The 26,264-nt window shown below is 35.6% G+C and carries 28 protein-coding genes and 1 tRNA gene; 17 read left to right on the forward strand and 12 right to left on the reverse strand.

What is annotated here, in order from left to right:
- The first annotated feature begins 9 nt into the window (after positions 1-9).
- From rho to BM201_RS16660, 4 genes are all read left to right on the forward strand, one after another.
- The gene (gene rho / locus BM201_RS16645) at positions 10-1,662 is read left to right on the forward strand and encodes a transcription termination factor Rho (protein WP_092544701.1); all 1,653 of its coding nucleotides are present in this window, start codon (positions 10-12) and stop codon (positions 1,660-1,662) included.
- Positions 1,663-1,778: 116 nt separating this feature from the next.
- Positions 1,779-2,492 (forward strand): response regulator transcription factor, encoded by a 714-nt coding sequence (locus tag BM201_RS16650; protein WP_092544703.1) that lies wholly within the window; start codon positions 1,779-1,781, stop codon positions 2,490-2,492.
- Positions 2,476-3,834 (forward strand): HAMP domain-containing sensor histidine kinase, encoded by a 1,359-nt coding sequence (locus BM201_RS16655; RefSeq protein WP_092544705.1) that lies wholly within the window; start codon positions 2,476-2,478, stop codon positions 3,832-3,834. Before BM201_RS16650 ends, BM201_RS16655 begins: the two co-directional genes overlap by 17 nt.
- A 75-nt stretch (positions 3,835-3,909) precedes the next feature.
- The gene (locus BM201_RS16660) at positions 3,910-4,389 is read left to right on the forward strand and encodes a hypothetical protein (protein WP_092544707.1); all 480 of its coding nucleotides are present in this window, start codon (positions 3,910-3,912) and stop codon (positions 4,387-4,389) included.
- 419 nt (positions 4,390-4,808) lie between these two features.
- On the opposite strand, the gene BM201_RS16665 is transcribed toward BM201_RS16660, so the two are convergent.
- Both BM201_RS16665 and BM201_RS16670 read right to left on the reverse strand, forming a co-directional pair.
- Positions 4,809-4,881 (reverse strand) — tRNA-Gly (locus BM201_RS16665).
- Between the two features lie 51 nt (positions 4,882-4,932).
- A complete protein-coding gene (locus BM201_RS16670; RefSeq protein WP_092544709.1) occupies positions 4,933-5,358 on the reverse strand; it encodes a GNAT family N-acetyltransferase in 426 nt (141 codons plus the stop codon).
- A gap of 65 nt (positions 5,359-5,423) precedes the next feature.
- Between BM201_RS16670 and BM201_RS16675 the strand changes: the two genes are divergently transcribed.
- A complete protein-coding gene (locus BM201_RS16675; RefSeq protein ID WP_092544711.1) occupies positions 5,424-5,972 on the forward strand; it encodes a ClpP family protease in 549 nt (182 codons plus the stop codon).
- 5 nt (positions 5,973-5,977) lie between these two features.
- Complete coding sequence (locus BM201_RS16680) at positions 5,978-6,265, forward strand: GNAT family N-acetyltransferase (RefSeq protein ID WP_245758683.1); 288 nt, start codon at positions 5,978-5,980, stop codon at positions 6,263-6,265.
- Positions 6,266-6,338: 73 nt separating this feature from the next.
- Here BM201_RS16680 and BM201_RS16685 read toward each other — a convergent pair whose 3' ends face one another.
- Positions 6,339-7,097 carry a murein L,D-transpeptidase catalytic domain family protein gene (locus tag BM201_RS16685; RefSeq protein WP_245758684.1) on the reverse strand — a complete coding sequence of 253 codons (759 nt, stop codon included), beginning with the start codon at positions 7,095-7,097 and terminating at the stop codon, positions 6,339-6,341.
- Between the two features lie 382 nt (positions 7,098-7,479).
- On the opposite strand from BM201_RS16685, the gene gpmI reads away from it, so the two are divergent.
- The 6 genes from gpmI to BM201_RS16715 all read left to right on the forward strand — a co-directional run bounded on the left by gpmI (position 7,480) and on the right by BM201_RS16715 (position 12,263).
- On the forward strand, positions 7,480-8,997 hold the full coding sequence (gpmI, locus tag BM201_RS16690; protein WP_092544715.1) for a 2,3-bisphosphoglycerate-independent phosphoglycerate mutase: 1,518 nt from the start codon (positions 7,480-7,482) through the stop codon (positions 8,995-8,997).
- A gap of 23 nt (positions 8,998-9,020) precedes the next feature.
- Complete coding sequence (locus BM201_RS16695; protein WP_092544717.1) at positions 9,021-9,563, forward strand: thioredoxin family protein; 543 nt, start codon at positions 9,021-9,023, stop codon at positions 9,561-9,563.
- A gap of 59 nt (positions 9,564-9,622) precedes the next feature.
- On the forward strand, positions 9,623-10,033 hold the full coding sequence (locus tag BM201_RS16700) for a BT0820 family HAD-type phosphatase (protein ID WP_092544719.1): 411 nt from the start codon (positions 9,623-9,625) through the stop codon (positions 10,031-10,033).
- Positions 10,034-10,045: 12 nt separating this feature from the next.
- Complete coding sequence (map, locus tag BM201_RS16705; RefSeq protein WP_092544721.1) at positions 10,046-10,861, forward strand: type I methionyl aminopeptidase; 816 nt, start codon at positions 10,046-10,048, stop codon at positions 10,859-10,861.
- Positions 10,854-11,420, forward strand: a complete 567-nt coding sequence (locus BM201_RS16710; RefSeq protein ID WP_092544723.1) for an HNH endonuclease — start codon at positions 10,854-10,856, stop codon at positions 11,418-11,420. The genes map and BM201_RS16710 overlap by 8 nt, the downstream gene beginning before the upstream one ends.
- 69 nt (positions 11,421-11,489) lie before the next feature.
- Positions 11,490-12,263 (forward strand): class I SAM-dependent methyltransferase, encoded by a 774-nt coding sequence (locus tag BM201_RS16715; RefSeq protein ID WP_092544725.1) that lies wholly within the window; start codon positions 11,490-11,492, stop codon positions 12,261-12,263.
- A gap of 67 nt (positions 12,264-12,330) precedes the next feature.
- Here BM201_RS16715 and BM201_RS16720 read toward each other — a convergent pair whose 3' ends face one another.
- The 8 genes from BM201_RS16720 to BM201_RS16755 all read right to left on the reverse strand — a co-directional run bounded on the left by BM201_RS16720 (position 12,331) and on the right by BM201_RS16755 (position 19,792).
- Positions 12,331-13,365 carry an FAD:protein FMN transferase gene (locus BM201_RS16720; RefSeq protein WP_092544727.1) on the reverse strand — a complete coding sequence of 345 codons (1,035 nt, stop codon included), beginning with the start codon at positions 13,363-13,365 and terminating at the stop codon, positions 12,331-12,333.
- On the reverse strand, positions 13,346-13,705 hold the full coding sequence (locus BM201_RS16725) for a Na(+)-translocating NADH-quinone reductase subunit F (RefSeq protein ID WP_092544729.1): 360 nt from the start codon (positions 13,703-13,705) through the stop codon (positions 13,346-13,348). The genes BM201_RS16720 and BM201_RS16725 overlap by 20 nt, the downstream gene beginning before the upstream one ends.
- A 97-nt stretch (positions 13,706-13,802) precedes the next feature.
- Complete coding sequence (gene nqrF, locus BM201_RS16730) at positions 13,803-15,089, reverse strand: NADH:ubiquinone reductase (Na(+)-transporting) subunit F (protein WP_092544731.1); 1,287 nt, start codon at positions 15,087-15,089, stop codon at positions 13,803-13,805.
- Between the two features lie 16 nt (positions 15,090-15,105).
- Positions 15,106-15,720 carry an NADH:ubiquinone reductase (Na(+)-transporting) subunit E gene (nqrE, locus tag BM201_RS16735; RefSeq protein ID WP_092544733.1) on the reverse strand — a complete coding sequence of 205 codons (615 nt, stop codon included), beginning with the start codon at positions 15,718-15,720 and terminating at the stop codon, positions 15,106-15,108.
- A gap of 22 nt (positions 15,721-15,742) precedes the next feature.
- Complete coding sequence (locus tag BM201_RS16740; protein WP_092544735.1) at positions 15,743-16,501, reverse strand: NADH:ubiquinone reductase (Na(+)-transporting) subunit D; 759 nt, start codon at positions 16,499-16,501, stop codon at positions 15,743-15,745.
- Positions 16,502-16,503: 2 nt separating this feature from the next.
- Complete coding sequence (locus tag BM201_RS16745) at positions 16,504-17,247, reverse strand: Na(+)-translocating NADH-quinone reductase subunit C (RefSeq protein ID WP_092544738.1); 744 nt, start codon at positions 17,245-17,247, stop codon at positions 16,504-16,506.
- A 2-nt stretch (positions 17,248-17,249) separates the two neighbouring features.
- Positions 17,250-18,434, reverse strand: coding sequence for an NADH:ubiquinone reductase (Na(+)-transporting) subunit B (locus BM201_RS16750; protein WP_092544740.1), 1,185 nt, complete (start codon positions 18,432-18,434; stop codon positions 17,250-17,252).
- A gap of 11 nt (positions 18,435-18,445) precedes the next feature.
- Positions 18,446-19,792 carry a Na(+)-translocating NADH-quinone reductase subunit A gene (locus BM201_RS16755; protein WP_092544742.1) on the reverse strand — a complete coding sequence of 449 codons (1,347 nt, stop codon included), beginning with the start codon at positions 19,790-19,792 and terminating at the stop codon, positions 18,446-18,448.
- 168 nt (positions 19,793-19,960) lie between these two features.
- Between BM201_RS16755 and BM201_RS16760 the strand changes: the two genes are divergently transcribed.
- Genes BM201_RS16760 through apaG form a run of 3 tightly spaced genes read left to right on the forward strand, consistent with a single transcriptional unit; the run spans position 19,961 to position 22,699 of the window.
- A complete protein-coding gene (locus BM201_RS16760) occupies positions 19,961-21,214 on the forward strand; it encodes a type IX secretion system plug protein (protein ID WP_092544744.1) in 1,254 nt (417 codons plus the stop codon).
- A 17-nt stretch (positions 21,215-21,231) separates the two neighbouring features.
- On the forward strand, positions 21,232-22,305 hold the full coding sequence (locus BM201_RS16765) for a DUF3667 domain-containing protein (protein WP_092544746.1): 1,074 nt from the start codon (positions 21,232-21,234) through the stop codon (positions 22,303-22,305).
- A gap of 7 nt (positions 22,306-22,312) precedes the next feature.
- Positions 22,313-22,699: a Co2+/Mg2+ efflux protein ApaG gene (gene apaG / locus BM201_RS16770; protein WP_092544758.1), complete on the forward strand. Its 387-nt coding sequence runs from the start codon at positions 22,313-22,315 to the stop codon at positions 22,697-22,699.
- On the opposite strand, the gene BM201_RS16775 is transcribed toward apaG, so the two are convergent.
- Positions 22,691-23,422, reverse strand: a complete 732-nt coding sequence (locus BM201_RS16775; RefSeq protein ID WP_092544748.1) for an NRDE family protein — start codon at positions 23,420-23,422, stop codon at positions 22,691-22,693. The genes apaG and BM201_RS16775 overlap by 9 nt on opposite strands.
- Positions 23,423-23,559: 137 nt before the next feature.
- Between BM201_RS16775 and pruA the strand changes: the two genes are divergently transcribed.
- Together pruA and BM201_RS16785 are read left to right on the forward strand one after the other, a co-directional pair.
- On the forward strand, positions 23,560-25,188 hold the full coding sequence (pruA, locus tag BM201_RS16780) for an L-glutamate gamma-semialdehyde dehydrogenase (protein ID WP_092544750.1): 1,629 nt from the start codon (positions 23,560-23,562) through the stop codon (positions 25,186-25,188).
- A 287-nt stretch (positions 25,189-25,475) separates the two neighbouring features.
- Positions 25,476-26,264: SprB repeat-containing protein (locus tag BM201_RS16785; protein ID WP_175487074.1), on the forward strand; the 789-nt coding region annotated here is incomplete at its 3' end.

Raw genomic sequence — 26,264 nt, forward strand, 5'->3', positions numbered from 1 at the left:
TGACTATTCATGTTTGAAATTTCTGAATTAAAAGCTAAAAAGCTACCTGAGCTTCAGGAGATTGCCAAATCCCTAAACGTCCCAAAGTTTAGAAGTCTTAAAAAATTAGATCTAGTTTATCAAATCTTAGATTATCAGGCTGCTAATCCTACGAAGACGAAAGAAGCTTTGCAAGAAGAAAAGGCCGAAGAGAAAAAAACCGAGGATAAGCCAAAAAGACCAAGAAAGAAAATTGGTAGTGACAAAAAACCAGGCAGACCTAAGAAAACCGAAGAATCAACTTCAGAAGTAAAAAAGGACATTCCTAAAAAGGAAAGCCAGGACAACACTCCTAAGCCAGAAAATAAAGCTCCTAAAAAGGAGAAGGAATCTAACAAAAGCGAGGATAATTCATCCAGATCGAATAATCGAAACAACAATCGTAAAGATTCCAGAAACAATAACAACAAGAAGGACAATCGCAGCGATAATAATAGCAACAACAATAATCATAAAAATCACGGTAACCGCGACAATCGCAACCGCTACCGCGAGCCAGATTATGAGTTTGATGCAATTATAGAAAGTGAAGGTGTACTTGATATTATGCAGGATAACTACGGTTTCCTTAGATCTTCAGATTATAATTACCTTACTTCTCCAGACGATATTTATGTATCACAGTCTCAAATTCGTTTATTTGGATTAAAAACCGGTGATACAGTACTAGGGCAAATTAGACCTCCAAAAGAGGGCGAAAAATATTTCCCTTTAATCAAGATCAATAAAATTAATGGTCTTGATCCACAGGTAGTACGAGACCGTGTTTCTTTCGAGCATCTTACTCCGCTCTTCCCAAAAGAGAAATTTAACATCGCAGATAAAGAAAGTTCTATTTCTACACGAGTGATGGATCTATTTTCTCCTATCGGAAAAGGACAACGTGGTATGATCGTTTCGCAGCCTAAAACTGGTAAAACAATGTTATTAAAAGACATTGCTAACGCCATTGCTGCAAACCATCCAGAAGTTTATCAAATCATACTTCTTATCGACGAACGTCCAGAAGAAGTTACCGATATGCAACGTAACGTACAAGGTGAAGTTGTTGCTTCTACTTTCGATAAAGAAGCGCACGAGCACGTAAGAGTTGCAAATATTGTTTTAGAAAAAGCTAAACGTCTCGTAGAATGCGGGCACGATGTAGTGATCTTATTAGATTCGATAACTCGTCTTGCAAGAGCCTACAACACCGTACAACCTGCCAGTGGTAAGGTATTAAGTGGTGGTGTAGATGCTAATGCGCTACACAAACCAAAACGTTTCTTTGGTGCTGCCCGTAATATCGAAGGTGGTGGATCACTTTCTATCATTGCAACAGCATTAACCGATACTGGTTCTAAAATGGACGAGGTAATCTTTGAAGAATTTAAAGGAACCGGTAACATGGAGCTTCAGTTAGATCGTAGAATTTCTAACCGTAGAGTATTCCCGGCGATCGACCTTATTTCTTCAAGTACGCGTCGTGATGATCTTCTTTTAGATGAAACAACTATCCAACGTATGTGGATAATGCGTAAATATCTTGCCGATATGAATCCTGTTGAAGCAATGGAATTTATTCAGCAAAAAATTAAGCAGACGAATAACAACGAAGAATTTCTTATTAGCATGAACGGCTAAGCAAAAGTTATTCATTCATTATATCAAAAGCGGCTTTTTATAGCCGCTTTTTTATTAACTCATTTTTCCTGTTTATTGATTAATTTCTTGTTATTTTAGGCCTATCTAGAATTATTATGGATACAAAAAACGCCAAAATATTACTTGTTGAAGATGACACCAAAGTTTGCGCCTTCATCAATAAGGGTCTTACTGAAGAAGGTTTTGAGGTAAGTATTGCTTTAAACGGAAAAGAAGGCTATCAAATGGCCTCGTCTAACAAATTCGATCTGCTTATTCTCGATATTATGTTGCCTGAAATGAATGGCATGGAGATCTGCAAAGCAGTAAGAGAGGAAAATCAGCAGGTTCCTATCCTATTTTTAACAGCCCTGGGCAGTTCTGAAAATATTGCGATGGGACTAAACAGTGGCGCTGATGATTACCTGGCAAAACCCTTTAAATTCATAGAACTTATTGCCAGAGTTAAAAGTTTACTGCGTAGATCACGTAATTTCAACTCGAACGCACCAGACGACAGTTATAGATTTGCAGATATTAAACTTAATGATTCTGCCAAAACTGTTACACGTAACGGCAAAAAAATTGCTTTAACCTCTACGGAATATAAACTGCTACTCGCCTTCTTGAAAGCGCCGGGAAGAGTAATTTCCAGAACAGAATTACTTGAAAATGTTTGGGGTGTAAACTATGATATTGGGACTAACGTCGTAGATGTTTACGTGAATTATCTTCGGAAAAAATTAGAAAAAGAAAATAACGAAAGACTTATCCATACTGTAATCGGGATGGGATATGTTTTAAAAGAAGACGATGAAAACGCAGAATAAAATTATTCTTTTTCTTACTTCAATATTTCTCGCTTACATTCTTGTTTTTAGCGGGTTTATTTATTTTTCTATTAGTGATTATTCGTATACAGATTTTTACAAACGACTGGAGATTCGCGCCATCACTATGGCTAAAATCGAATTGGAGGACGACCAGGACATCAATGCCGTTAAAGAAATTCGTCAGGATTTCCTGGAAGAATTACCTAACGAAAAGATCACGATCATCGATTTGCAACGTTTCGATATTCATTCACAATCAAGCTTAGCCATTCCGATCTCTTTTTTAGAAGATATCGAAGAATTAGAACGTGCTTATTACAAAGAGAAGAATACATTTTATTCAGGTATAAAATATCATAACCGTGGCAGAGATTATTTAGTGATCGTTTCCGCAGAAAACTATTATAACACTCACCATATTGTTTATTTGAGGAACTTATTATTCATTGCACTTTTAATTTCTATTTTAATTATAGTATTTATTGCATGGTTCTTTTCAAGAAGGGTATTGCTACCGCTACAGATTATTATTGAGGACATGAAAAAAATTAGTACAGAAAACCTCAATTTTCGACTTAGAGAACCAGAAGATAATGAAGAACTTCGTAGCCTTACTTCTACCTTTAATAATATGCTAAACAGGCTGGAAACTTCCTTTGAAACCCAAAAGAACTTTATCAGTAATGCCTCTCACGAACTTAATACACCACTAACTTCGATTATTGGGGAAGCAGATGTAACGCTTGCGAAAGAAAGATCTAACGAAGAATATGTTTCATCACTTAAGAACATATTAGAAGAAGCCGGCAAACTTGATAAAAAGACCAAAGCACTACTTTTTTTAGCCCAAACAGGTTATGATGGCAAAGCACAAACATTTACAAGCTTGCGCATTGACGAACTGGTAATTGATGTTAAAGAAACGGTCGAAAAAATTTATCCTGATGCACATATTCACCTAGATTTTGATCTTTTACCTGAAAATCCAGAGAAATTATCCATTAACGGGAACGCCCAATTACTACACCTTGCGATCTCTAATGTAGTGATGAATGCCTGCAAATATTCTAAGAACGAAAAAGTGAATTTCGCACTAGCAGCATCAGATAAGGATGTGATTATTGTTGTAAAAGATAAAGGAATAGGCATCCCGGAAAACGACCTGCCTTATATCTTCGATCCATTTTTTAGAGGAAGTAATACTGAAAATTTTCACGGCTACGGAATCGGACTTCCTTTAACCCGCAATGTAATTAATATGCATAAGGGTAATGTTGTGGCAACATCTTCTAAAACTGAAGGAACCGTGATCGAAATTAAAATTCCCATCGCACTTTAAATTCTAATGGTATTCTAATCTTGTATTAATAGGTTTCTAACAAGCATAAGATAAGTTTGTTAGAAACAAATTGCTATGAGAAAGATTTTAGTTCCGACAGATTTCTCTGTGAATTCTCTAACGCTTTTAAAGCGTGCGCTAGATGATTGCGAGCAAAAGACCAATATTGTTTTGGTTTATGGAGCATCACTTTCATCATCAATCACAGAGCTTCTTTTTTATTCAAAAGATGATCATCTGGAAGAATTAAAATCTGAAGCATTTAATGAAGCAATGATCGCTCTTGAAAATAAATATCGGGACATCATCAATTCAATTACCATAGATATATTTTTTGGAGGTACCAGGAATGCGTTCAATAACTTCGTAGAAGGACAAAAAATAACGCATGCATACCTACCATCAGACGGTAGAACGATGAAGTGTAAAAGGAAAAATGCATTTAATATTATTCCTTTTTTAAAAGATTCTGATATCGAAATTATTAATGTAGAATATCCAACAGCAATGAATGTTGTTTCTAATAGTACATTAGCCAGGTTACTGGCTTCTTAATTAAAAATTGTTTGATTAGTGCCTATGCAAATGATTTTGGTTGTTAGTTAATAGGTTAATTTTCGGTTGGGGTGATCGCTGTTACTTCTTTCATCATATTTTTGCGTTCACTTCTGATATCCTTAACATGTGGTTGCCCTGCCGAGAATTTATAGTAAACTACCTAGAGGCAAGCCTTCGAGGCATTCTTTGGAAACAAATTTTTAATTTCCAGGCAAGCGTCGGGATATGATATCTTTGGCGGTGCCAATAAAAAACTTTTCCTAAAGTAATGGCCGTAATAAATACTAATTTAGGAAATTAAAAAGCCTCGCAATGCGAGGCTTTATTTTTTACACCCAAAAAATGTAGCTCAAAAATTACTAAAATGAGCTTATAAAAACAAAACCCTGCCGGATTTTCCAACAGGGTTGTTCTAGAGCGGGAGACCGGGTTCGAACCGGCGACATTCAGCTTGGAAGGCTGACGCTCTACCAACTGAGCTACTCCCGCCTAAAGCGGTGGCAAAGATAAATTAGATTTGTCTATCTCTCCAAATATTTTTCAATATTTTTTCTGAAAATGATAACCACGTATCACATAACCTTCGTTCATGTAAAACTTATGCGATTTAAAATTTTCTACATACGTATTTAATTCAACCGTAGCTGCATTATTCTTTTTAGCCAACTCATCAATAAAAGCAAATAATTGCTTCCCTACTCCTTTTCCGCGGTATTCTTCAGCAATAACAATATGATCTGCTTCGTACATTTTACCGGCATAATGCCTGGTCATCTCCCATAAACCAAAAACTCCAATAATTCGATCGCTATCAAAAACGCCATAGCATGTGTAATTTTGCGAAAACATTTCTGTGAATCGTTCTTTTAAAACTTCAGCAGGAATAGGCATTATAGCCAGTTGCTGGATAAGCGGAATTATAATATCAATTTCTTCCTTTAAAATCCTGTTAAATGAAAGCTCCAAATTTTATTTTTCTTCAAAATTAATCATATTTTTATGTGATAATAATTTTTTGAAAAGAAAGCATAATGAAAGATAAGCCAGGAAAAATTCAGGATAAAATAGACGCTAAATTTTTAGAGGAACGTAAAATATTTATGTGGGGACCGGTAGACGATAAATCGGCCAAACACGTGATAGATCGTTTACTTTATCTTGATTTGAAAGGAAAAGAAGAAATTCAGCTTTATATCAATAGCCCGGGTGGTTATGTTACAGATGGTTTTGCAATTTACGATACGATACAGGCCATAGAAGCGCCGGTTTCTACTATTTGCACCGGTCTTGCAGCATCTATGGGATCTATTTTACTTTCTGCAGGAAAAAAAGGAAGACGATTTATACAACCTCATGCTAAAGTAATGATACATCAACCTTCTGGTGGTGCGAGAGGTCAGGCTTCAAATATCGAAATTCAGGCTACAGAGATCTTAAAAACTAAAGAACTTAGCGCGAAGATCCTTGCTGAAAACTGCGGACAAACTGCAGAAAAAGTGATGAAAGACTTTAACCGTGATTACTGGATGGATGCGCAGGAATCTTTAGACTACGGCATTGTTGATGGTATCCTAAAATAAAAGATATGGAAAGCCCTATTAAACACAAGGAAAACGACCGCATGGGCATGTTTTATATGGAAGGTGAGAAAGGAATCATTGCTGAACTTACCTATACAAAATCTGGAAACGGACTTATAACTATAGACCATACAGAAGTAAAACGCCAATATGAAGGACAGGGAAAAGCAACCAAACTAGTGGCTGAAACTGTTAAATATGCGAGAGAAAAAGACTTGAAGATCGAACCACTTTGCCCATTTGCAGAGGTAATGTTCGAGCGTTATTCAGAATACTCTGATGTTAGGGCATAATTAATATTAAGAAAAAACTAGGGCTGAAATTGTACAATTTCAGCCCTAGTTTTTTATAATGTAAAGCTTATTATTAAGCCTTTTGATTTAAAAATGTACTATTGGATAAGTAGTCCTGAGAACTTTTATTAATATAAACCACAGAATTTCCTTTAATCGTATTAATGATCTCTCTAGAAATCTTTCTAGGCACTGCAGGACAACCATAACTGCGACCAGCTCTACCTCTACTATTCACAAATCTCTCGGTCACATAATCTGAACCGTGAATAACAACATAACGTTTTCTTGCGTTGCTATTAAATTTTTTCTCCATTCCATCAATAAAAAGAGAAAGACCGTTTTTACCATAATAAGTCTCACCGGTCACATAAAAACCTAAACTACTTTTATGACTATTTACAGCATTAGAGAAAGTTTTAGCAAATTCCCAACCAGAATTTTTACCATGCGATGTATAAGTATTAAAAAGCACATCCTGATTTTCCATATCTAAAACCCAAAATCTTTTTAGCTTAGAAGAAAGATCAAAATCAATGATCGTAAGCAACTTATTTTTTACTTTACCTTCATCTTCTAACTTGTAATAGCCTTTCATTGCATTTTGAAAAGCAACAAGTTTAGGCATACTTTCATTTTTATCTTTAAAAGTATCATATAACATACCTACCTTATCTTCAAAAGTAAGTTCAGTTTTTTTAATCTCGAAATTATCTAATTCAGCTAATAATTTTTGGTCTTTTTTAATTTTAATTTCAGAAGTTGCAGTAGATCCCGAAAAGGCAGTTGAAAACATTAAAACTACCGCTACAGCCATTAATCGTTTCGTCATTTTGGGGTTTGTTTTGTTAATTTTATCTAAAATTTTTGCCAACATACAAAAAATAACATGCTTACACAATTTTCATAATAATTATTTGAAATCTAAGCTGTTAAATCTAATTTAACAATAAGCATCATACTATTTCATGAACGCTGATTGACCTATGTTATTACATAAACCGATCCATAAAATGTTAAATTTTATAATCCCGATATGTTAAAAAAAATTGACAAAATTATTTTTTAAGGTTTTAAATCGTTTTCGTTGAAAAATATTTTAAGATCTCAATTTTAATCTCCAAAAAGTGAATAACTTTAATAAAACATTAAGGTTGCAGCATTTAGCAACTTTTAATTTGTTTTTATCTTTATCCAAAATTTACACCATTACAATGAACAAGAAGGTATTATTAATGATATTAGACGGTTGGGGACTTACTCAAAACGAAGATGTTTCTGCTGTCGCAAAAGCGAACACTCCATTTGTAGACGAAATTTCTAAAAAATATCCTCACGCTCAATTAAGAACTGATGGAATGAACGTTGGTTTACCAGAAGGGCAAATGGGAAATAGTGAAGTTGGTCACATGAATCTTGGAGCTGGTCGTGTGGTTTATCAGGATCTTGTAAAGATCAATCAGGCTGTAGAAAATAAAACTTTAATTGAAGAGCCCGCATTACGCGAAGCTTTTGAGTATGCTAAGAAAAATGATAAGCCAATCCATTTTATGGGACTTTTAAGTGATGGTGGTGTACACTCTCATATTAAACACCTTAAAGGTCTTTTAACCGCTGCTGAAGATTACGGCATTGAAAATAAATATCTACACGCTTTTACAGATGGCCGAGATGTAGATCCTCGCTCTGGAAAAGGTTTTGTAGAAGAGATACAACAACACCTTAAAGAAACTAATGGAGAATTAGCATCTATTATTGGCCGTTATTATGCCATGGATCGTGATAAAAGATGGGAACGTGTAGAACAAGCTTACGACCTAATCGTTAAGGGAGAAGGAAAAGAAACTCAGGATCCCGTACAAGCTGTACAAGATAGTTATGACGATGAAGTTACAGACGAATTTATAAAGCCAATCGTTATTACAAAAGAAGATGGCACGCCTGTTGCTAAACTTCAGGAAAAAGATGTTGTAATTTTCTTTAATTTTAGAACAGATCGTGGTAGACAGTTAACCCAGGCTCTAAGTCAGGATGACTTTGCTGAATATGATATGAAGAAAATGCCTTTATATTATGTGACGCTAACCAAGTATGATGATAGCTTTAAAAACGTAAATGTGATCTTTAAAAAAGAAAACATAAAAAGTACATTAGGTGAAGTACTGGAGTTTGTTGGTAAAAAGCAGATCAGAATTGCTGAAACTGAGAAATATCCGCACGTTACTTTCTTCTTCTCTGGTGGTCGTGAAGAACCATTTAAAGGAGAAAAAAGGATTATGTGTAATTCTCCAAAAGTAGCTACCTACGACCTACAGCCAGAGATGAGTGCTTACGAAATTAGAGATAAGATTGTTCCTGAATTAAATAAAAAATCGGCTGATTTTATTTGCTTAAATTTCGCGAATCCAGACATGGTTGGACACACAGGTGTTTTTGAAGCCGCTGTAAAAGCATGTGAAACTGTAGATGAATGTGCAAAAGATGTATGTACTACTGCTATGGATAATGATTATTCTGTAATTGTGATTGCAGATCATGGAAATAGTGAAACGATGATCAACGAAGACGGATCTCCAAATACAGCGCATACTACGAACCCAGTTCCATTAATTCTTTTAGATAAAGACATTAAAGAAATAAAAAGTGGTAAATTGGGCGATATTGCACCAACTATTTTAAAATTGATGGGAATCGAGAAGCCTGAATTAATGACGCAGGATTCCCTTGTTTAATTAAAAGCAAGACGCTAAAAAAAATGACAAAACTAATTCCCTTTATGGTTTCCGTACTTTTAGGGTGCGGCACCGTAAATACTTCTAAAGAAAGCAATAACGAGGCATCTGTAGCAGAAGTGCAACAAAGTATGCTATTAGGTAAATTCAAAAAAGAAGACCTGCAGCAGCAGCCTTATGCTTCCTGGTTTGAGTCCAGGTACGAAAAATTTGAACCAAAGGCTGAAGCTATGGAAACCATCAAGGAAAACATTAATGATTACGAAATTAAGATCTTTATGGGTACCTGGTGTGGCGATAGTAAAAGAGAAACACCACGTTTCTTTAAAATATTAGATGAGACCGGTTACGATCAAGATAAGCTTACGGCTATCGCAGTAGACTATAGCAAATCTACACCAGAAAAGTACGAAGACGAAGTAAACCTAGATCGTGTACCTACTATCATTTTTTACAAAGACGGTAAAGAAGTAAACCGTTTTGTAGAATTTGCGCAAGAAAGTCTTGAAGAAGATATTGCTAAAATAGTAAGTGGTAAAAAGTACAAAAACTCGTACGCCGAGTAAATAAATAAGTGTTTGAAAACGGGTAGTTAACTGCTATTCATTTATTTTTGCTGAACGTTATGTCCCCTACACTAACAATAGCGATAGATTTTGACGGTACTATTGTAGAAAATAAGTACCCAGAAATAGGTAAGCCCCTTTTGTTTGCTTTTGAAACATTAAAAAAGCTACAAGAAGATGGGCATAACCTTATTCTATGGACTTACCGCAAAGGCACTCGTTTAGAAGAGGCCGTAACATTTTGCAAAAAAAATGGCATAAATTTCTATGCTGTAAATAAAAGCTACCCTGAAGAAAAGTTTGATGAAAGCCTTAGTCGTAAGATTTTGGCCGATATTTTTATTGACGACCGTAATATTGGCGGTATGTTAGGATGGGGAGAAATCTACCAAATGATTTCTCAAAAGACAGGGAGCAAGCACTCAAAGCAAATTAAAAAAAAGAAAAACCGATTTTTCGGTAGACTATAAAGATTAACACTAATGATTATACCTAAAACAAGGGAACAGATTGAATTAATTAGGGAAAGTGCACAAATCGTATCGAAAACCCTGGGGATGCTGGCCAAAGAAGTTAAGCCTGGTATTTCTACACTTCAGCTGGATAAAATGGCAGAAGAATTTATTAGAGATCATGGCGCCCATCCAGGATTTTTAGGAATGTACGATTTTCCAAATTCCTTATGTATGAGTCCAAATGCACAGGTAGTGCACGGGATTCCTAACGATAAGCCCCTTGTTGAAGGTGATATTATTTCTATTGATTGTGGTGCTTTAAAAAATGGTTTCTACGGAGATCATGCTTATACCTTCGCTGTAGGAGAAGTCGCCCCAGAAACACAAAAACTCCTGGAGGTTACCAAAGAATCACTTTATGTAGGAATAAGAGAATTCAAAGCCGGCAATCGTGTCGGTGATGTTGGCTATGCTATTCAGAAATTTACTGAAGACCATGGTTACGGAGTTGTTCGTGAGCTTGTTGGTCACGGCCTTGGCGCTAAAATGCACGAAGACCCAGAAATGCCTAATTATGGCAGAAAAGGTCGAGGAAAGAAATTTGTAGAAGGAATGGTAGTTGCGATAGAACCCATGACGAATTTGGGTACACGTCGTATTAAACAGCTTCCCGATGGCTGGACGATTCTAACTGCAGATAACAAACCAAGTGCTCATTTTGAACACGATGTAGCCTTAATCGACGGCAAACCGGAGCTGTTGTCCACCTTCAGTTATATCTATGAAGCTTTAGGCATAGAAAGTAACGAAGAAGACGAATTTAGAGCAAAAACCTATGATTAAAAATTTCAGAGGAGAGGTTTGGAAAACCCTACACAAAGAAGAATGGGAAGACCGTTTTGTCTACAAAGTATCTAATTACGGTAGACTGGTAAGCTTCCTAAAAAACAAAGAAGAAGGCGAATTAATGCGTGGCGGCCGGGTTGGAGGCTACCTTAATTTCGCTGTGAAATTAAAGTCTGGAAAGTCCAAGACGTATTACATACACCGTATTGTTGCAGAACTTTTTCTGGACAAAAAAGAAGGAGATAAGTATGTAATTCACAAGAACTTTAAGAAAGACGATAACCGCGTAGAAAATATTGCATGGGCAACCAAAGACGAATGGGTTGCACATCAATACAACAGCCCTAGCGTTAAAGAGAACAAGAAAAAACGTAAACTTAGAAAGGTTACTTCTTATTCTAAATTAACCTATGCACAGGCGGTAATCCTTAAAAAGAAATTACTGGACCCAAATAGAAAAACAAGAATTCGTGTTCTTGCGAAACAATTTGGAGTTTCAGAAATGCAGCTTTACCGAATTAAATCTGGTGAGAACTGGGGAGATATCGAAGTATAGACATTCGAGATAATTTCCTGTTGAAAGCATTTAATTTGAATATCTTTGGCTCCGGAAAGATATACTTAAATGAAAAGGCTTTTTAAAAAGATTCTCAATACAGTACCAAGACCGTTATTAATACGTCTTAGTTATTTTGTTAAGCCATTTTTGGTCTTAACACTTAAAGGCAGCACCTATACGGATCCTATAGATGGTAAAAGCTTTAAAAAGTTTTTACCTTATGGGTATGAGAATCAGCGGGAAAATGTTTTATCTCCATCGACGCTTTCTTTAGAACGTCATCGCTTATTATGGCTTTATTTGAAGCAAAAAACAAGCCTTTTTGAGGCAAATATCAAAGTGCTTCATTTTGCGCCAGAGCAGGCTTTTTACAAACGTTTCAGACAATTAGATAATCTCGATTATACTACAACAGATCTTAATTCGCCCTTAGCTGACGTAAAAGCAGACATCTGTAATCTTCCTTTTAAGGATAACGAGTTTGATTTTATTCTGTGCAATCATGTTTTAGAGCATATTCCAGATGATACTAAAGCCATGCAGGAAATTTTGCGTGTGCTTAAACCTGGAGGAACGGCTATTTTACAAATTCCGCAGGAGTTAGATCGCGCCACTACTTTCGAAGATGACAGTATCACAGATCCAAAAGAGAGAGCCCAAATTTTTGGCCAATATGACCACGTTCGTGTTTACGGAAGAGATTACTTTGATAAATTAAGAAACATTGGTTTTGACGTTGAAGAAGTCAACTTTACTTCAGAACTTTCTGCTGAACAGGTTGATAAATTCCGACTTGCCAAAGGTGAAATTATTCCGGTTTGCCATAAACCTGAATTTTGATCAACTAAAATTTTAAAATTTCTGCTTCAGAATATCTAATATTGAAGCTTGAAGCGAAAACCAGCAATTACTCACTAATTAAAACTTCCTGAAATCCTTCAGAGGTATAAACTTTAGTTGAATCATTTTCAGCATAAATAAAATAAACCTCGATATTATCCAATTTCGATGATAATTCTTTAGCCTTATCTAGCCCTAAAGCCATAAATGCAGTAGCATATCCATCGGCAAGCATACAACTTTCAGCAAGAACAGATGCACTTAGCAAATTGCTTCTTTCTGGCTTACCAGTAAGCGGATTTATGGTATGTACATAACGTTCGCCGGTAACCGAATCTATTCTGAATTTTCGATAGTTCCCTGAGGTTGCCATACCTCTATTTTTAAGCTTCAACGTAGCCTGAAAAGTCCTTTCTCCTTCTTCCTGCAATGGATCATCTATAGCGACAATAAAAGGCTTCTGTTTTGTGATATGCTCGCCTTTGCTTACTAATTCTCCACCTAATTCAATCAAATAATTTTGCACTCCCCTACTTTCAAAATATTCAGCTATAACATCGATCGTATACCCTTTAGCGATTGCATTAAAATCAAGATAAATTTTTGGGTCTTCTTTTACAATTTCAGATTCTGAATTCAGCTTCAACTTATCAAAACCTACATATTGCAGTAAAGAATCGATGGTTTTATCATCCAAGGCATCTAAATGACTATCTGGTCCAAAACCATATGCATTTACTAAATTCCCTACCGTAGGATCAAAATAACCTTCGGTTTCTTGATATATTTTACCAGAAGCTTGGAAAACTCGTTTAAAATGACTGTCGATTTTTACTGAATCTACTCCTTTATTGATTAAAGAGATATCGGAATTCTCCCAATAAGTACTCATTGACTGATTTATCACATCGAAAATACTATCCAAAGCCTTTTCTACCTGTAAATCGTCCTTTCCTGTGAAGATTTTAATATGATAAGAAGTGCCCAAAGCCTCACCGGCATAATTTTTTTCTTCGAATTCATTGCCTTCGCAGCCAATAAAAAAAGAAGCGCATAAAACAACGAATATTGATATGGTGTATTTAAATTTCCTGCCAGCCATCGTAATTAATAATATAATTTTCTTCGTGAGTTACTGGTAATTCATAATCTTTAGCATTCGCGATACCAACCCCGGCATAAAAAGTTCTAGCTTTAAACTTAGTAGCGTGCTGCTTCATAGTTTCCATATAAATTCTATCCATAACTTTTGGATCCATAGGATAACTTATAGCACGAACCACCACAAAATGAAGTTTTTTATTTTTCAATGCTACAAATTGCGGATTTGCTTTTATACTACTGTTTACCCCTAAAAACTCATAGCCATTTTTTTCTAAATCTTCGCCTACCACATTCATTGCAAGGTTGTGAAGCTCCTGTTTTGTTAACTCGTTTGCCATGCTGCAAAATTACAAATAGAAGACTTAAACGCTAGAAAAAGAACACAAAAAAAGCCGACTTATATAAGTCGGCTTAGTATTATTTTTAAATTTTGAATTATCCTCCAAAATCATCGAATCTTACATTCTCACGAGGTACTCCAAAATCTTCAGTCATTTTCTCTACCGCTTTGTTCATTAGTGGTGGTCCACAGAAATAGAACTCTATATCCTCTGGCTCATCATGATGACTTAAATAGTTATCAATTACAACCTGATGAATAAAGCCAACAAAACCATCTCCTTCACCATCAATACCGTCTTTTACTTTCCAGTTATCCTCTTCTAAAGGTTCAGAAAGTGCAAGATAGAATTTAAAGTTAGGGAAATCTCTTTCTAATGCTCTAAAGTGCTCTGTATAGAAAAGCTCTCTTTTAGAACGGCCTCCATACCAATAAGTAACTTTTCTTCCTGTTTTTACAGTACGGAAAAGGTGGTACAAGTGAGAACGCATTGGCGCCATACCGGCTCCACCACCAACATAAAGCATCTCTGCGTCACTTTCGTTGATAAAGAACTCTCCATAAGGGCCAGAAATGGTTACTTTATCACCTTTCTTTCTAGAGAAGATGTAAGATGAAGCAATACCAGGATTCACATCCATCCAACCGTTCTTACCTCTATCCCATGGCGGCGTAGCAATACGTACGTTAAGCATGATTTCTCGTCCTTCTGCAGGATAAGAAGCCATAGAGTAAGCACGCTCTACAGTTTCATTATTTTTCATTACTAATGGCCATAGACCAAACTTATCCCACTCTGCCTGAAACTTATCTGGAGTTTCATGCTCTTCTGGGTGAGCTGTAATATCAATATCTTTATATGGTACTTCACATTTTGGAATTTCGATCTGAATATATCCTCCTGCTTTGTAATCCATATCTTCAGGAATTTCTACCACAAATTCCTTAATAAAAGAGGCTACGTTATAATTTCTAACAACGGTAGCTTCCCATTTTTTAATACCAAATACTTCTTCAGGAATCTGAATTTTCATATCCTGCTTTACTTTCACCTGGCATCCAAGTCTCCAACCATCAGCGATTTCTTTACGCGTAAAATGTGGCTCTTCTGTAGGTAACAGTGATCCTCCACCTTCAGATACGATACACTTACACTGGATGCAGGTACCACCTCCACCACAAGCAGAAGGAAGGAAAAGTTTTTCTGAACCTAAAGTACCTAGCAGTGTTCCTCCAGAACTTACTTCAAGGTCTTTTTCTCCATTTACATTAATCTTAACCGGTCCCGAAGGGATTAACTTCGCTTTAGCTCCTAAAAGGATAGAAACCAAAAGAAGGATCAAAATTAAGAATACAACTATACTTGCAATTATAACTGTCATTGTTGTTGTTTTTCTTTTATAATTTAATTCCCATAAAACTCATAAATCCTATCGCCATTAATCCTGTGATGATAAATGTAATCCCAAGACCTTTTAATGGTGCAGGTACGTTAGAGTAGGTAATTTTTTCTCTAATTGCTGCAATAGCGATGATGGCTAAAAACCATCCAATACCACTACCAAAACCGTAAGTTACTGCTTCGCCTATTCCTCCAAAGTTCTTTTGTTGCATAAATAAAGATCCTCCTAAGATCGCACAGTTTACCGCGATAAGTGGAAGGAAAATACCTAGAGCACCATAAAGAGCAGGAGCAAATTTTTCAACGATCATTTCTACAAGTTGTACCATAGAAGCGATTACCGCAATAAACATGATAAAACTTAAGAAACTAAGGTCTACATCAGCATATTCTGGACTCAACCATTGAAGAGCACCAGGGCTTAATAAATATTGATCTAATAGAAAGTTGATTGGTACAGTTACGGTAAGTACAAATATTACTGCCGCACCAAGACCAACAGCGGTGTTCACTGTTTTTGACACTGCTAAATAGGAACACATTCCTAAGAAGTAGGCAAAAATCATATTTTCTATGAAAATACTTCTAACAAATAAATTTAAATATTCCATAATAAGATAATTCGCTGTTGATTTATTCTTCGATTAGTTTACGGTTTCTAGAACGTTGTACCCAAATAATGATTCCTACTATAATAAGAGCCATTGGCGATAGCAACATCAAACCGTTATTTTCATACCCTAAAGCATAAAGACCTGTAGAATCTGCTAAAGTTGGTGCTTTATGACCTAAAACTTCATATCCAAATAACTTTCCAGATCCTAATAGTTCTCTAAAGAAAGCTACTACAATTAGGATAAAACCATAACCAGCACCGTTTCCTATACCATCTAGAAACGATTTGTAAACGCCATTCCCTAATGCAAAGGCTTCTAGACGTCCCATTACGATACAGTTGGTAATAATAAGCCCTACGAAAACCGAGAGCTGCTTACTAACATCATACGAATAAGCTTTAAGTATCTGATCCACCAATATTACAAGTGATGCAACAACTACAAGCTGTACAATAATTCTAATTCGGTTTGGAATCAAATTTCTAATTAAAGAAACAATCACGTTAGAAAAAGCAACTACTGCAATTACAGCAATAGACATTACTAATGCAGGTCTTAACTGTACAGTAATCGCTAATGCAGAACAAATACCTAATACCTGTACGGTAATTGGGTTATTGTCGTCGAATGGATCTGATAATAATTTCCTGTTATTCTTAGACAGAAAATGTTCTTTCTCTTCTGAACTTGACAGGAACAGAATCATTTCATCTTTTTTCTTCTCAGCAGCTGCTTTAGCTGAATCTGTAGAAGTTTTTGTGTTATCTGTCTTCATAATTACTTAGTTGCTACTTTTACGTCTGTTTGTTGCTTGAAATAAGGAAGATAATGCTTTAATCTTTCAGAAATCATATCAGACACACCGTTACCAGTAATCGTTGCACCAGAAATGGCGTCTACCTGATTATCATCTTTATTAGCATCTCCCTTACTTCCTTTTACAACAGACACTCCTACAAGATTCCCGTTTTCGTCAAAGATTTTTTCATCTGCAAAACGTTCCTGAAACCATGCCTGTGTAATTTCGGCTCCTAGACCTGGTGTTTCACCTTTGTGATCAAATACAGCTCCTTTAACCGTATTTACATCATCTTTTAAAGAAATATAACCCCAGATTGCATCCCAAAGTCCTTTTCCTCTAAGAGGAATAATGTAATATTTAGAACCTTCAATATCTGCAATATATAAAGGATAGATTTGCTCTTCTACCGGTCTACGTAATTCTTTGGTAAGATCTACCTCGAAAGCATCAACAGATTCATCAACAGATCCATCTTCTGTTAAAGAAACTGTTTCTGTAATATACTGATCGTACAATGCCTGTGCGCTATCTCTACTTGTTTCTATACCTACTGTAGCAAGAATATTCTGCATTTTTTCATTACGAACATTCTCGTTTTGTAAAGGCTTTAGCGATGTCGCTGTAAAAGCAAGTACACTGGCTACAACTAACACCATAATAATAGCGAAAATAAAAGTATAGCCGTTTGTATTTGTTTTATTTACTGTTTTCTCTTCCATAACTAAGCTGTTTTCACTTCTTTAACTGTAGCTAATCTTTTCTTTCTCTTCTTCACATTACCCTGGACCACATAGTGATCGATTACCGGAGCAAAAACGTTCATCAATAAGATAGCTAACATAATTCCTTCTGGATAAGCAGGGTTAAAGATTCTAATCATAATTGCAAAGAATCCAATTAGGAATCCATAGATCCACTTTCCTTTCATGGTTTGTGCGGCAGAAACAGGATCTGTTGCCATAAACACAACACCAAAAGCAAGACCACCAATTACAAGGTGATTATACCAAGGGAAGTTTGTAAGATCGTTACCCTCTATTCCTAAAGATGGAAGAGAGTTAAAAATTAATGCCATTACTGCTGCTCCTGCAAATCCACTTACGATAATTCTCCAGCTACCTACTTTAGTAAGTATTAAAAGTAAAGCACCAGCAAGAATACATATAGTAGAGGTTTCTGAGATCGATCCCGGAATTAAACCAGAGAACATATCCATAGTGTTATAAGGCACTTCTGTTCCTGATGCTAATTTACCAAGAATCGTTTCTCCTGATACTCCATCAATTTCAGAAGCATTATGAACCCAAACTGTGTTACCAGACATATAAGTTGGATATGCAAAGAATGCAAATGCACGTGCTGTTAAAGCCGGGTTAAGAATGTTCATTCCTGTACCTCCAAAAGCTTCTTTCCCTATAATAACAGAGAATACTACAGAAACACCAACCATCCAAAGCGGAATATCAATTGGCATTACCATAGGAATAAGTAAACCAGTTACCAGGTAACCTTCGTTTACTTCGTGACCTCTAAAAATTGCAAAAGCAAATTCAATTCCAAGACCAATAGCATAAGAAACTACGATCATAGGAACGATCTTAATAGCTCCTTCTATAAAGGCATCCATAAAAGGAACACCATCTGCATATTCTGGTAATTGATGTAAGTACTGGTAACCACCATTCCACATACCAAAGATCAAGGCTGGGATTAGTGCTAACACTACTGTAATCATTGTTCTTTTAAGATCTACACCATCACGAATGTGCGCACCAGTTTTAGTGGTGTGATTAGGTGTAAACAAAAAAGTATCAAGAGCATTGATGGCAGGAGCATACTTTTCAAGTTTTTTCCCTTTACCAAAAGGCTCTTTAAATTTATCTAATCGTTGTCTTATCCATTCCATAATTAAACTTTTTATCCTACCTCAGTAATCATTAGATCTAAACCAAGACGTATGATTTCCTGAGCTTCTAGTTTAGAAGTGTTTACATAATCTATCAATGCAAAATCCTCAGGAGCTACTTCGTAGATCCCTAAATTCTCCATCTTCTCGAGATCCCCGGCCATGCATGCTTTTAGTAACTGCATTGGATAGATATCCATTGGAAAAACTTCTTCCATTTCTCCTGTTACCACTAAAGCACGTTCTTCACCATGAAGGTTCGTAGTTGGCTCGTATTTTCTCTTCGGAAACAACCAGGATAGTGATGTTTTCGAATTAGAGTGGATATTATTATACGTAAAAGGCAACCATCCAAACATTCTGTAATTGTTACCTTCAGGAATTAAGGTTAATGTATTATGATAAAACCCTAAATAGTGATTATTAGAAATCTGATCTCCTGTTAGCACATCACCAGAAATGATACGAACGTCATCTGGGATTTGATTACCAATAAGATCTGCAGAATTCGCTCCAATAATTACATCATAATATTTTCTTTCCTGAGCTTCGCTACCTGCAACTGCTACTATTTTCTTTGGCTGAAAATAACCAGTTAAAAATAAATCACCAATCACAGGAACATGATCTGCACCTACAACCCAAACGCGCTCACCTGCATTTACAGGATCGATCTCATGGATTTGAACACCTACGTTACCGGCAGGATGTGGCCCACTAACTTTATGCAACTCTACACCTTCGATATCCTTAAGAACAGGATAAGAAGAATCATCTACAGAAAGATGAATTTTCCCTGGTGTAAGTTTTTGTAAAGCATAGATCCCTTCCTGGAAAGATTTTACTTTGTCTTTAAGTACAAAGCCCAAATCTGCAGCTAAAGGTGCTGTAGTTACGGCAGAGATAAAAATTGCCTTTGGTGTATCTTTTGGATCTGCAACAATGTCGTAAGGACGTTGCATGATAAAAGCACCGCAACCACTTGCAAGGATCTTTTCTTTAACAGCTTCAGCCGGAGCGGTCGCTGCATTAAGTTTTCCAAAATCTTTGTAAGAATCTGTAGCATCGGCTTCGATAATCACCTCAACTATTCGGCGCTTTTCAGCTCTTTTAATTTCTTTCAGGGTTCCGCTAACCGGTGAAGTAAATCTTACCTCTTCTGTATACTTAGAAAAGAAAATTTCGTCTCCTGCTAATACTTTGGCTCCTTCTTTAAGAACCATTTTAGGAACAACTGAGTGAAAATCTGGAGGTTTAATCGCATAGGTCTTGGACCTTGGGGCCTCAACTATTTGTTTTTCCGCCTCCCCTTTTAATCGTAGAGTAAGTCCTCTTTTAATTCGAATGTCTTTTGACATAGGATGGAGTGTATGTTATAAAGTTTATTTTAAAGTCGTGCAAATTTATATTTTTCACGAGATTTTTCCCAACAAACTAAGGTTTTTTCGGCTTAGTCAATTGTTAAAATAAGAAGCATTAAAAACAGGTACATTAATTGTACCTACATTTACCCATATTTTTTAATGATGAATAAATTAATTTTTCTGATAGCATGTTTATTCTTTACAGGCCTTGCCATTGGGCAGATAGCTGAAGAAAAAACACCTCCAAATTATATAAGAACGATACAATTATTTGGTGAAAATTCGCTAAATAACGGCAACCCAGCGATACCAATAAACGGAATGTTAAATTTAACATTTGATGATATTATTGGGGACGAAGCAGATTATTATTACGAAATACAACACTACGATTACAATTGGCAGCCCAGCCAGCTTTCTAAAAATGAATATTTAGAAGGCTTAGACGACATACGTATTATGAATTATCAAAATTCATACAATACACTTCAGCCCTTTTCACATTACGAATTAAGTATTCCAAACCAATACACAAAAGCACTTAAAGTTTCAGGTAACTACATGATCAAGGTTTTCAATGAAAATGAAGAATTAGTTTTCTCTAGAAAATTTATGATCTACGAATCTAAAACAAATGTTTCAGTAGCTATAAAAAGAGCCAGAGACCTGAATTTCATAGACACAAAACAGGTCGTGAATTTTACAGTAGAATCGCCAAATATTCTTTTAAGAAATCCAGATCAAACGGTAAAACCTCTCATTCTTCAGAATAAAAACCTAAAAACTGCAATTAAAAATATCAAACCTCAATATACCGTTGGGAACGAATTAATTTATCGCTACGATATACCTACTTCGTTTTGGGGTGGCAACGAATATTTACAATTCGACACTAAAGACCTTAGGGCTACAACAGCAGATATTGCAAGAATTGATGTAGACCAACTTTATCATCATTATTTAAATCGAGATATTGCGAGAGCCACTACCCCATACACTTATAATCCAGATATTAATGGTGGATTTGTAATTCGGCAACTTGGTGCTGAAAATGTAGATACCGAAGCTGAATATACCTGGATTCACTTCAACCTAAAAAATTATGAACCTTTAAGCGGAGGAAAGTTACATATTTACGGAAATTTTAATAATTTCACTATTGATAATAGTACAGCACTTCATTACAACGAGGAAACCGGATATTACGAAAATGCCAGACTTTTTAAGCAGGGATACTATAATTACAAATACATTCTTGTAAATAAGGATGGAAGCATAGATGATGGCTTTATTAGCGGTAATTATGATGAAACCGAAAATGAATATCATGTGCTTATCTATTATCGCGAGATTGGAGGAAGGTACGACAGGATCATAGGAATAGGAATGGCAAATTCCGAGAATATTAGCAACTAACCAACCAAAATAATTACATGAAATCTAAGCGTGCTTTAGTGAAGTATCGCGGTGAAGAATGCCTTAACTGCGGAAGAAGTTTAGAAGAAGAACATAAATTTTGTCCAAGTTGCGGACAACTGAATTCGACCAAAAAACTTGCGCTAGGCGATTTCTTTTCTGAATTCTTTTCTGGTCTTTTTGCCTACGACTCCAGGTTTATAAGAACGATGAGAGTTCTCTTATTTAAACCTGGGAAAATCTCTAAAGATTATATCCACGGAAAAAGGATGCGCTATGTAAATCCTTATCGTTTCTTCCTAACCACAGCTATTGTTTTCTTTTTAATTTACGGCTACGATACTACCTTCGACGGTCTTAATCTTGATAAAGATCCAGAAGATATTACTACAGAATTAGAGAAACTAAGCGAAAAAAATAACGCAGATATCGAATTTGAAGGTAACCCGTTCGTACAATTAGATTCAATTATTAAGTCTAGCAAAAAGAAAAGCTACAAAGATTATTTGGTAACGCAACAGCAAATAGATACTATGTCTATAAATGATGCGTTTAGTGCAAAAATCAAGTTATTTGACCATTATTTAAAGGAAACTCAAATTTCAAATTCAGAGCAGGCGCTAACCGAATTAAAATTAGATAACACTGCTTACAATCGCTGGTTATTTAAAAAGGTAAAGGATTTTAATGTAGTACGAGAAAATCCTCAATTCTTTTTAAACTACTTAATAAGTAAGCTTCCCTTCATCATATTTATCTTTTTACCAATATTCACGCTGTTTTTAAGCTTGCTTTATATTCGATCAAAATATAATTATATGGAGCATCTCACATTTGCCTTCCACACGCAAAGTATGTGTTTTATCTTATACGGGGTTGCTCTATTAATAGACATGATCACTAAAAACAGTTACGCAGTAAATATTGCTAACATCATTTTTATAGGCTACCTATACCAGGGACTGCGGAAATTTTACGAGCAGGGAAAATTCAAAACCATTGTTAAATTTGTGATTCTCAACATAATATTTTTTACCTTAGCCCTAATTGTTGGACTAATATCTATATTTGGTTCGTTCGCAATTTTTTAAGATCACTATGGTTGAACAAATTACTAAAGGCATAAAAATTTCTGTACAGACGTTTTTCGATGGCATTCTTTACGATCGCTATCAGGTAAAATATGCCTTTGGCTATAAGATCACGATCGAAAACCAGAGTAATGATTCCGTTCAGCTAAAATCGAGATTCTGGAAAATTAAAGATGCTTTAAATAAGACCGAAACCGTAGAAGGCGAAGGTGTTATTGGTAAAAAACCGGTTATCAAACCCGGTGAAAAGCATACTTATCAAAGTGGTTGTCTTTTAAACACTCCTTTTGGTGCGATGAGCGGTTATTATAATATGATAAATTTTACTTCTACTCGTAAGTTTAGAGTGAAGATCCCATCTTTTAAATTGAGTGCACCATTTGCTCTAAACTAGGTCTTCAAGATCTATAGTGGTTATTTTTCCTGTAGACAACTCTTCATATTTAAATTGCTTCCGTTTTTCGCTAATTTCGATCTGTGAGATACTCTGAGTTTTTAAAAAACCGCGATCCACAATAAGATCGATCTCTGAATCACCAATGCCTGCTTTATGATGAAAATCCCAGATCGCTTCCGCAGTAATTTCAGAAGTAGTCTCAGTTGCATTTCTAAAATCATTAAACCAATTCACTCGCTGTTCTTTCATTGCTGAATTATACAATGGTGAAGAAGACCAAATTCGAGGTTTTAAAGGTATATTTTTAACATGCAAGCGTTTTGCATCCCAAACAATTTCAATAATTATTAGATCTGAAGACCAGTCAACACAAAGCATTGTAAAAGGCTCGATACCTTCAAAATCATAGTTTTCAGCATACATTTTCACATCTTCCGCAGCTAAAAATTCTTTCACCACCACTCCCCTGCTTTTTCGGTAAGGCGGATTGCGTTTATGCGCTTTAAATTCTCCGTTCATAATCCCTACTAAACGTTTGTGTTCGCTTACACCCAGCCAGGTACCTCCGGCAACCGCATCTTTTGGGAATAACATTTCACATCCATTAACATTATCCTTTTTGGGTGGATAAGTTTGTCGTTCTATCGCCTCGTCGCGGTTAAAGCTTAATACAAAGGATTTTAAATGCTTTTCCCGCGGAAAAATACTTACTGTACACATAATTTTTTCTTAAACAGAAAGCTGAATTTACGAAAAAAGTTAAGCTTACTTAAAACCGCTATCTTATTGATTTAAATCCTTATTATTTTTTTACCTTTAGATTGATTTAAAAACCTATAAAAACTAGATACAATAACATGGGAAAAGGATTTTTTCACGTTCCTAAAGCTGAAAATGAGCCAGTAAAAACTTACGCTCCGGGAACACCAGAAAGAGAAGAAGTATTATTAACATATAAAGAGTTGTACAATACAAAATTTGATGTACCTCTTTACATAGGTTCTGAAGAAATTAGAACAGGTAAAACCGCCACTATTAACCCTCCTCACGATCACAAACATGAGTGCGGCGTTTATCATTTAGCTGAAAAAAAACATATTGAACAAGCAATTGAAACTGCTCTTGAAGCTCGTAAAAAATGGGCTAAACTAGAGTGGGAACAAAGAGCTGCTGTATTTCTAAAAGCTGCAGATCTAATCTCTGGCCCATACCGCCAAAAGATGAATGCAGCTACAATGATAGGACAATCTAAAACGATCTTCCAGGCAGAAATTGATTCGGCTGCAGAGATCTGTGACTTTTTGCGCTTCAATGTAGAGTATATGACAGAACTTTACAATGAACAACCAAACTCTTCAGACGGATGTTGGAACCGCGTTGAATATAGACCTTTAGAAGGTTTTGTATATGCTGTAACTCCATTTAACTTTACTGCAATTGCTGGTAACTTACCAACTAGTGCTGCATTGATGGGTAACGTTGCTGTTTGGAAACCAAGTGACAGCCAAATGCTATCTGCTCAGATATTAATGGATGTATTTAAAGAAGCAGGTGTACCAGATGGTGTAATTAATATGGTAATGGGAGATCCAGAAATGATCACCGACACTGTACTTGAAAGTCCAGATTTTGCAGGTATTCACTACACAGGTAGTACAGCTGTTTTCAAAAACATTTGGGCTAAGATTGGAAACAACATCGATAAATATAAATCATACCCTAGAATTGTTGGTGAAACAGGAGGTAAAGATTTTATTATTGCTCATCCAACTTCTAACCCAAAACAAGTTGCTACTGCAATTACCAGAGGAGCTTTTGAATTCCAGGGACAAAAATGTAGTGCAGCATCCAGAGTTTATCTACCAAAAAGTTTATGGCCAGAAATTAAAGACTTCTTAGTAGAGGATGTTCAATCTATTAAGATGGGATCTCCAGAAGATTTCACCAATTTCTTCACTGCTGTGATTCATGAACGTTCTTTCGATAAATTAGCGTCTTATATCGAAAAAGTGAAAAAAGATGATGACGCAGAGATCGTTGTTGGTGGTAATTATGATAAATCTGTAGGTTATTTTGTAGAACCAACAGTAGTGTTAGCTAAAGATCCACATTATACTACAATGGAAGAAGAACTTTTTGGTCCTGTAGTAACTATTTATGTTTATGAGGATGAAAAATGGGAAGAAACACTTCATGTAGTAGATAACACAAGTCAATATGCACTTACAGGTGGTGTTTTCTCTGGTGATAGATACGAAGCTGCTAAAGCAACAGATATTTTACAAAATGCTGCCGGTAACTTCTATATTAATGATAAACCAACAGGTGCAGTTGTAGGACAACAACCATTTGGTGGAGCAAGAGGTAGTGGTACTAACGATAAAGCAGGATCTAAACTTAATTTAATGAGATGGATTTCTCCTAGATTAATAAAAGAAACCTTTGTTCCTGCAACAGATTATAAATACCCTTTTATGAAAGAGTAATCTTTATCATATAAGTATTTGATTTAAGGTCGCCTATCTAGGCGACCTTTTTTGTTTAGAATTTTATTAAGCTAAAATGAAATTAAACAAATCTTAAATTATATAAAATTAATGGAAAAATTTACAATTAAATATAACACTTAAACCTAAAAATCAACCTTTTATCGATATTCTTAAATAAAAATATTACATTCGCCGAATGAAATTTTAGTTTCATACAAATGTTTGTAAACAACTGTTCTTTAAATTAAAATAGTAAAGTTGAAGAAACATAAGCTATGATGCCTATGAAGAAAACTACTTTCCCCGGTACTATTTTAATACTGGGTCTATTTTTTATAATATTCCTATCAAACCAATCTGATTCTTTTGGACTGGAAGAGGATCTTATTATCACATCTTCACAGGTAAATCTAAGTTGTTTTAATGCCAAAGACGGAAGTATTGATCTTGACATTTCGGGCGGCAATGGAAATTACACGTTTACGTGGACTGGCCCTAACTCTTTTAATTCTTCTGAAGAAGACATCGAAAATCTTGAGGCAGGAACCTATGTAGTATCTGTTTCAGACGATGCAGGAAATCACGGTAGTGAATCTATTACCATAATTCAGCCAAACGAACTTTTAATAGAGTCTTTCACCTCATCAAACGTTTCTTGTTTTGGTGGGAATGATGGGTCAATTTCAGCAGAAACTATTTCGGGTGGAACTCCACCATATCAATATTCGATAAATGGGACTGACTTTTTTACAAACTCAACTTTCGAAGATCTTTCAGCAGGAAATTATACACTGACTGTGCAAGACGCAAATAATTGTTCGATTTCAACCAATATTGAAATTACCCAGCCAGATCAGTTAACCATGGCTCCGGCAACTACCGAAAATGTTTCTTGTTTTGGTGGCAATGATGGGTCAATTTCCGCAGGAACGATTTCAGGCGGAACAGCTCCGTATCAATATTCTATAAACGGAACCGATTTTTTTACAACTTCCACTTTCGAAAATATTTCCACTGGAAATTATACACTCACCGTTCGTGATGCAAACAATTGTGCAATTTCAACCAATATT

Source organism: Zunongwangia mangrovi, assembly GCF_900112105.1.
Lineage (GTDB): Bacteria > Bacteroidota > Bacteroidia > Flavobacteriales > Flavobacteriaceae > Zunongwangia > Zunongwangia mangrovi.

Bases quoted from the DNA above. Each gene is read 5' to 3' on its own strand.
- rho (WP_092544701.1), top strand. From the start codon at position 10: ATGTTTGAAATTTCTGAATTAAAAGCTAAAAAGCTACCTGAGCTTCAG.
- BM201_RS16650 (WP_092544703.1), top strand. From the start codon at position 1,779: ATGGATACAAAAAACGCCAAAATATTACTTGTTGAAGATGACACCAAA.
- BM201_RS16655 (WP_092544705.1), top strand. From the start codon at position 2,476: ATGAAAACGCAGAATAAAATTATTCTTTTTCTTACTTCAATATTTCTC.
- BM201_RS16660 (WP_092544707.1), top strand. From the start codon at position 3,910: ATGAGAAAGATTTTAGTTCCGACAGATTTCTCTGTGAATTCTCTAACG.
- BM201_RS16675 (WP_092544711.1), top strand. From the start codon at position 5,424: ATGAAAGATAAGCCAGGAAAAATTCAGGATAAAATAGACGCTAAATTT.
- BM201_RS16680 (WP_245758683.1), top strand. From the start codon at position 5,978: ATGGAAAGCCCTATTAAACACAAGGAAAACGACCGCATGGGCATGTTT.
- BM201_RS16685 (WP_245758684.1), bottom strand. From the start codon at position 7,097: ATGACGAAACGATTAATGGCTGTAGCGGTAGTTTTAATGTTTTCAACT.
- gpmI (WP_092544715.1), top strand. From the start codon at position 7,480: ATGAACAAGAAGGTATTATTAATGATATTAGACGGTTGGGGACTTACT.
- BM201_RS16695 (WP_092544717.1), top strand. From the start codon at position 9,021: ATGACAAAACTAATTCCCTTTATGGTTTCCGTACTTTTAGGGTGCGGC.
- BM201_RS16700 (WP_092544719.1), top strand. From the start codon at position 9,623: ATGTCCCCTACACTAACAATAGCGATAGATTTTGACGGTACTATTGTA.
- map (WP_092544721.1), top strand. From the start codon at position 10,046: ATGATTATACCTAAAACAAGGGAACAGATTGAATTAATTAGGGAAAGT.
- BM201_RS16710 (WP_092544723.1), top strand. From the start codon at position 10,854: ATGATTAAAAATTTCAGAGGAGAGGTTTGGAAAACCCTACACAAAGAA.
- BM201_RS16715 (WP_092544725.1), top strand. From the start codon at position 11,490: ATGAAAAGGCTTTTTAAAAAGATTCTCAATACAGTACCAAGACCGTTA.
- BM201_RS16720 (WP_092544727.1), bottom strand. From the start codon at position 13,365: ATGGCTGGCAGGAAATTTAAATACACCATATCAATATTCGTTGTTTTA.
- BM201_RS16725 (WP_092544729.1), bottom strand. From the start codon at position 13,705: ATGGCAAACGAGTTAACAAAACAGGAGCTTCACAACCTTGCAATGAAT.
- nqrF (WP_092544731.1), bottom strand. From the start codon at position 15,089: ATGACAGTTATAATTGCAAGTATAGTTGTATTCTTAATTTTGATCCTT.
- nqrE (WP_092544733.1), bottom strand. From the start codon at position 15,720: ATGGAATATTTAAATTTATTTGTTAGAAGTATTTTCATAGAAAATATG.
- BM201_RS16740 (WP_092544735.1), bottom strand. From the start codon at position 16,501: ATGAAGACAGATAACACAAAAACTTCTACAGATTCAGCTAAAGCAGCT.
- BM201_RS16745 (WP_092544738.1), bottom strand. From the start codon at position 17,247: ATGGAAGAGAAAACAGTAAATAAAACAAATACAAACGGCTATACTTTT.
- BM201_RS16750 (WP_092544740.1), bottom strand. From the start codon at position 18,434: ATGGAATGGATAAGACAACGATTAGATAAATTTAAAGAGCCTTTTGGT.
- BM201_RS16755 (WP_092544742.1), bottom strand. From the start codon at position 19,792: ATGTCAAAAGACATTCGAATTAAAAGAGGACTTACTCTACGATTAAAA.
- BM201_RS16760 (WP_092544744.1), top strand. From the start codon at position 19,961: ATGAATAAATTAATTTTTCTGATAGCATGTTTATTCTTTACAGGCCTT.
- BM201_RS16765 (WP_092544746.1), top strand. From the start codon at position 21,232: ATGAAATCTAAGCGTGCTTTAGTGAAGTATCGCGGTGAAGAATGCCTT.
- apaG (WP_092544758.1), top strand. From the start codon at position 22,313: ATGGTTGAACAAATTACTAAAGGCATAAAAATTTCTGTACAGACGTTT.
- BM201_RS16775 (WP_092544748.1), bottom strand. From the start codon at position 23,422: ATGTGTACAGTAAGTATTTTTCCGCGGGAAAAGCATTTAAAATCCTTT.
- pruA (WP_092544750.1), top strand. From the start codon at position 23,560: ATGGGAAAAGGATTTTTTCACGTTCCTAAAGCTGAAAATGAGCCAGTA.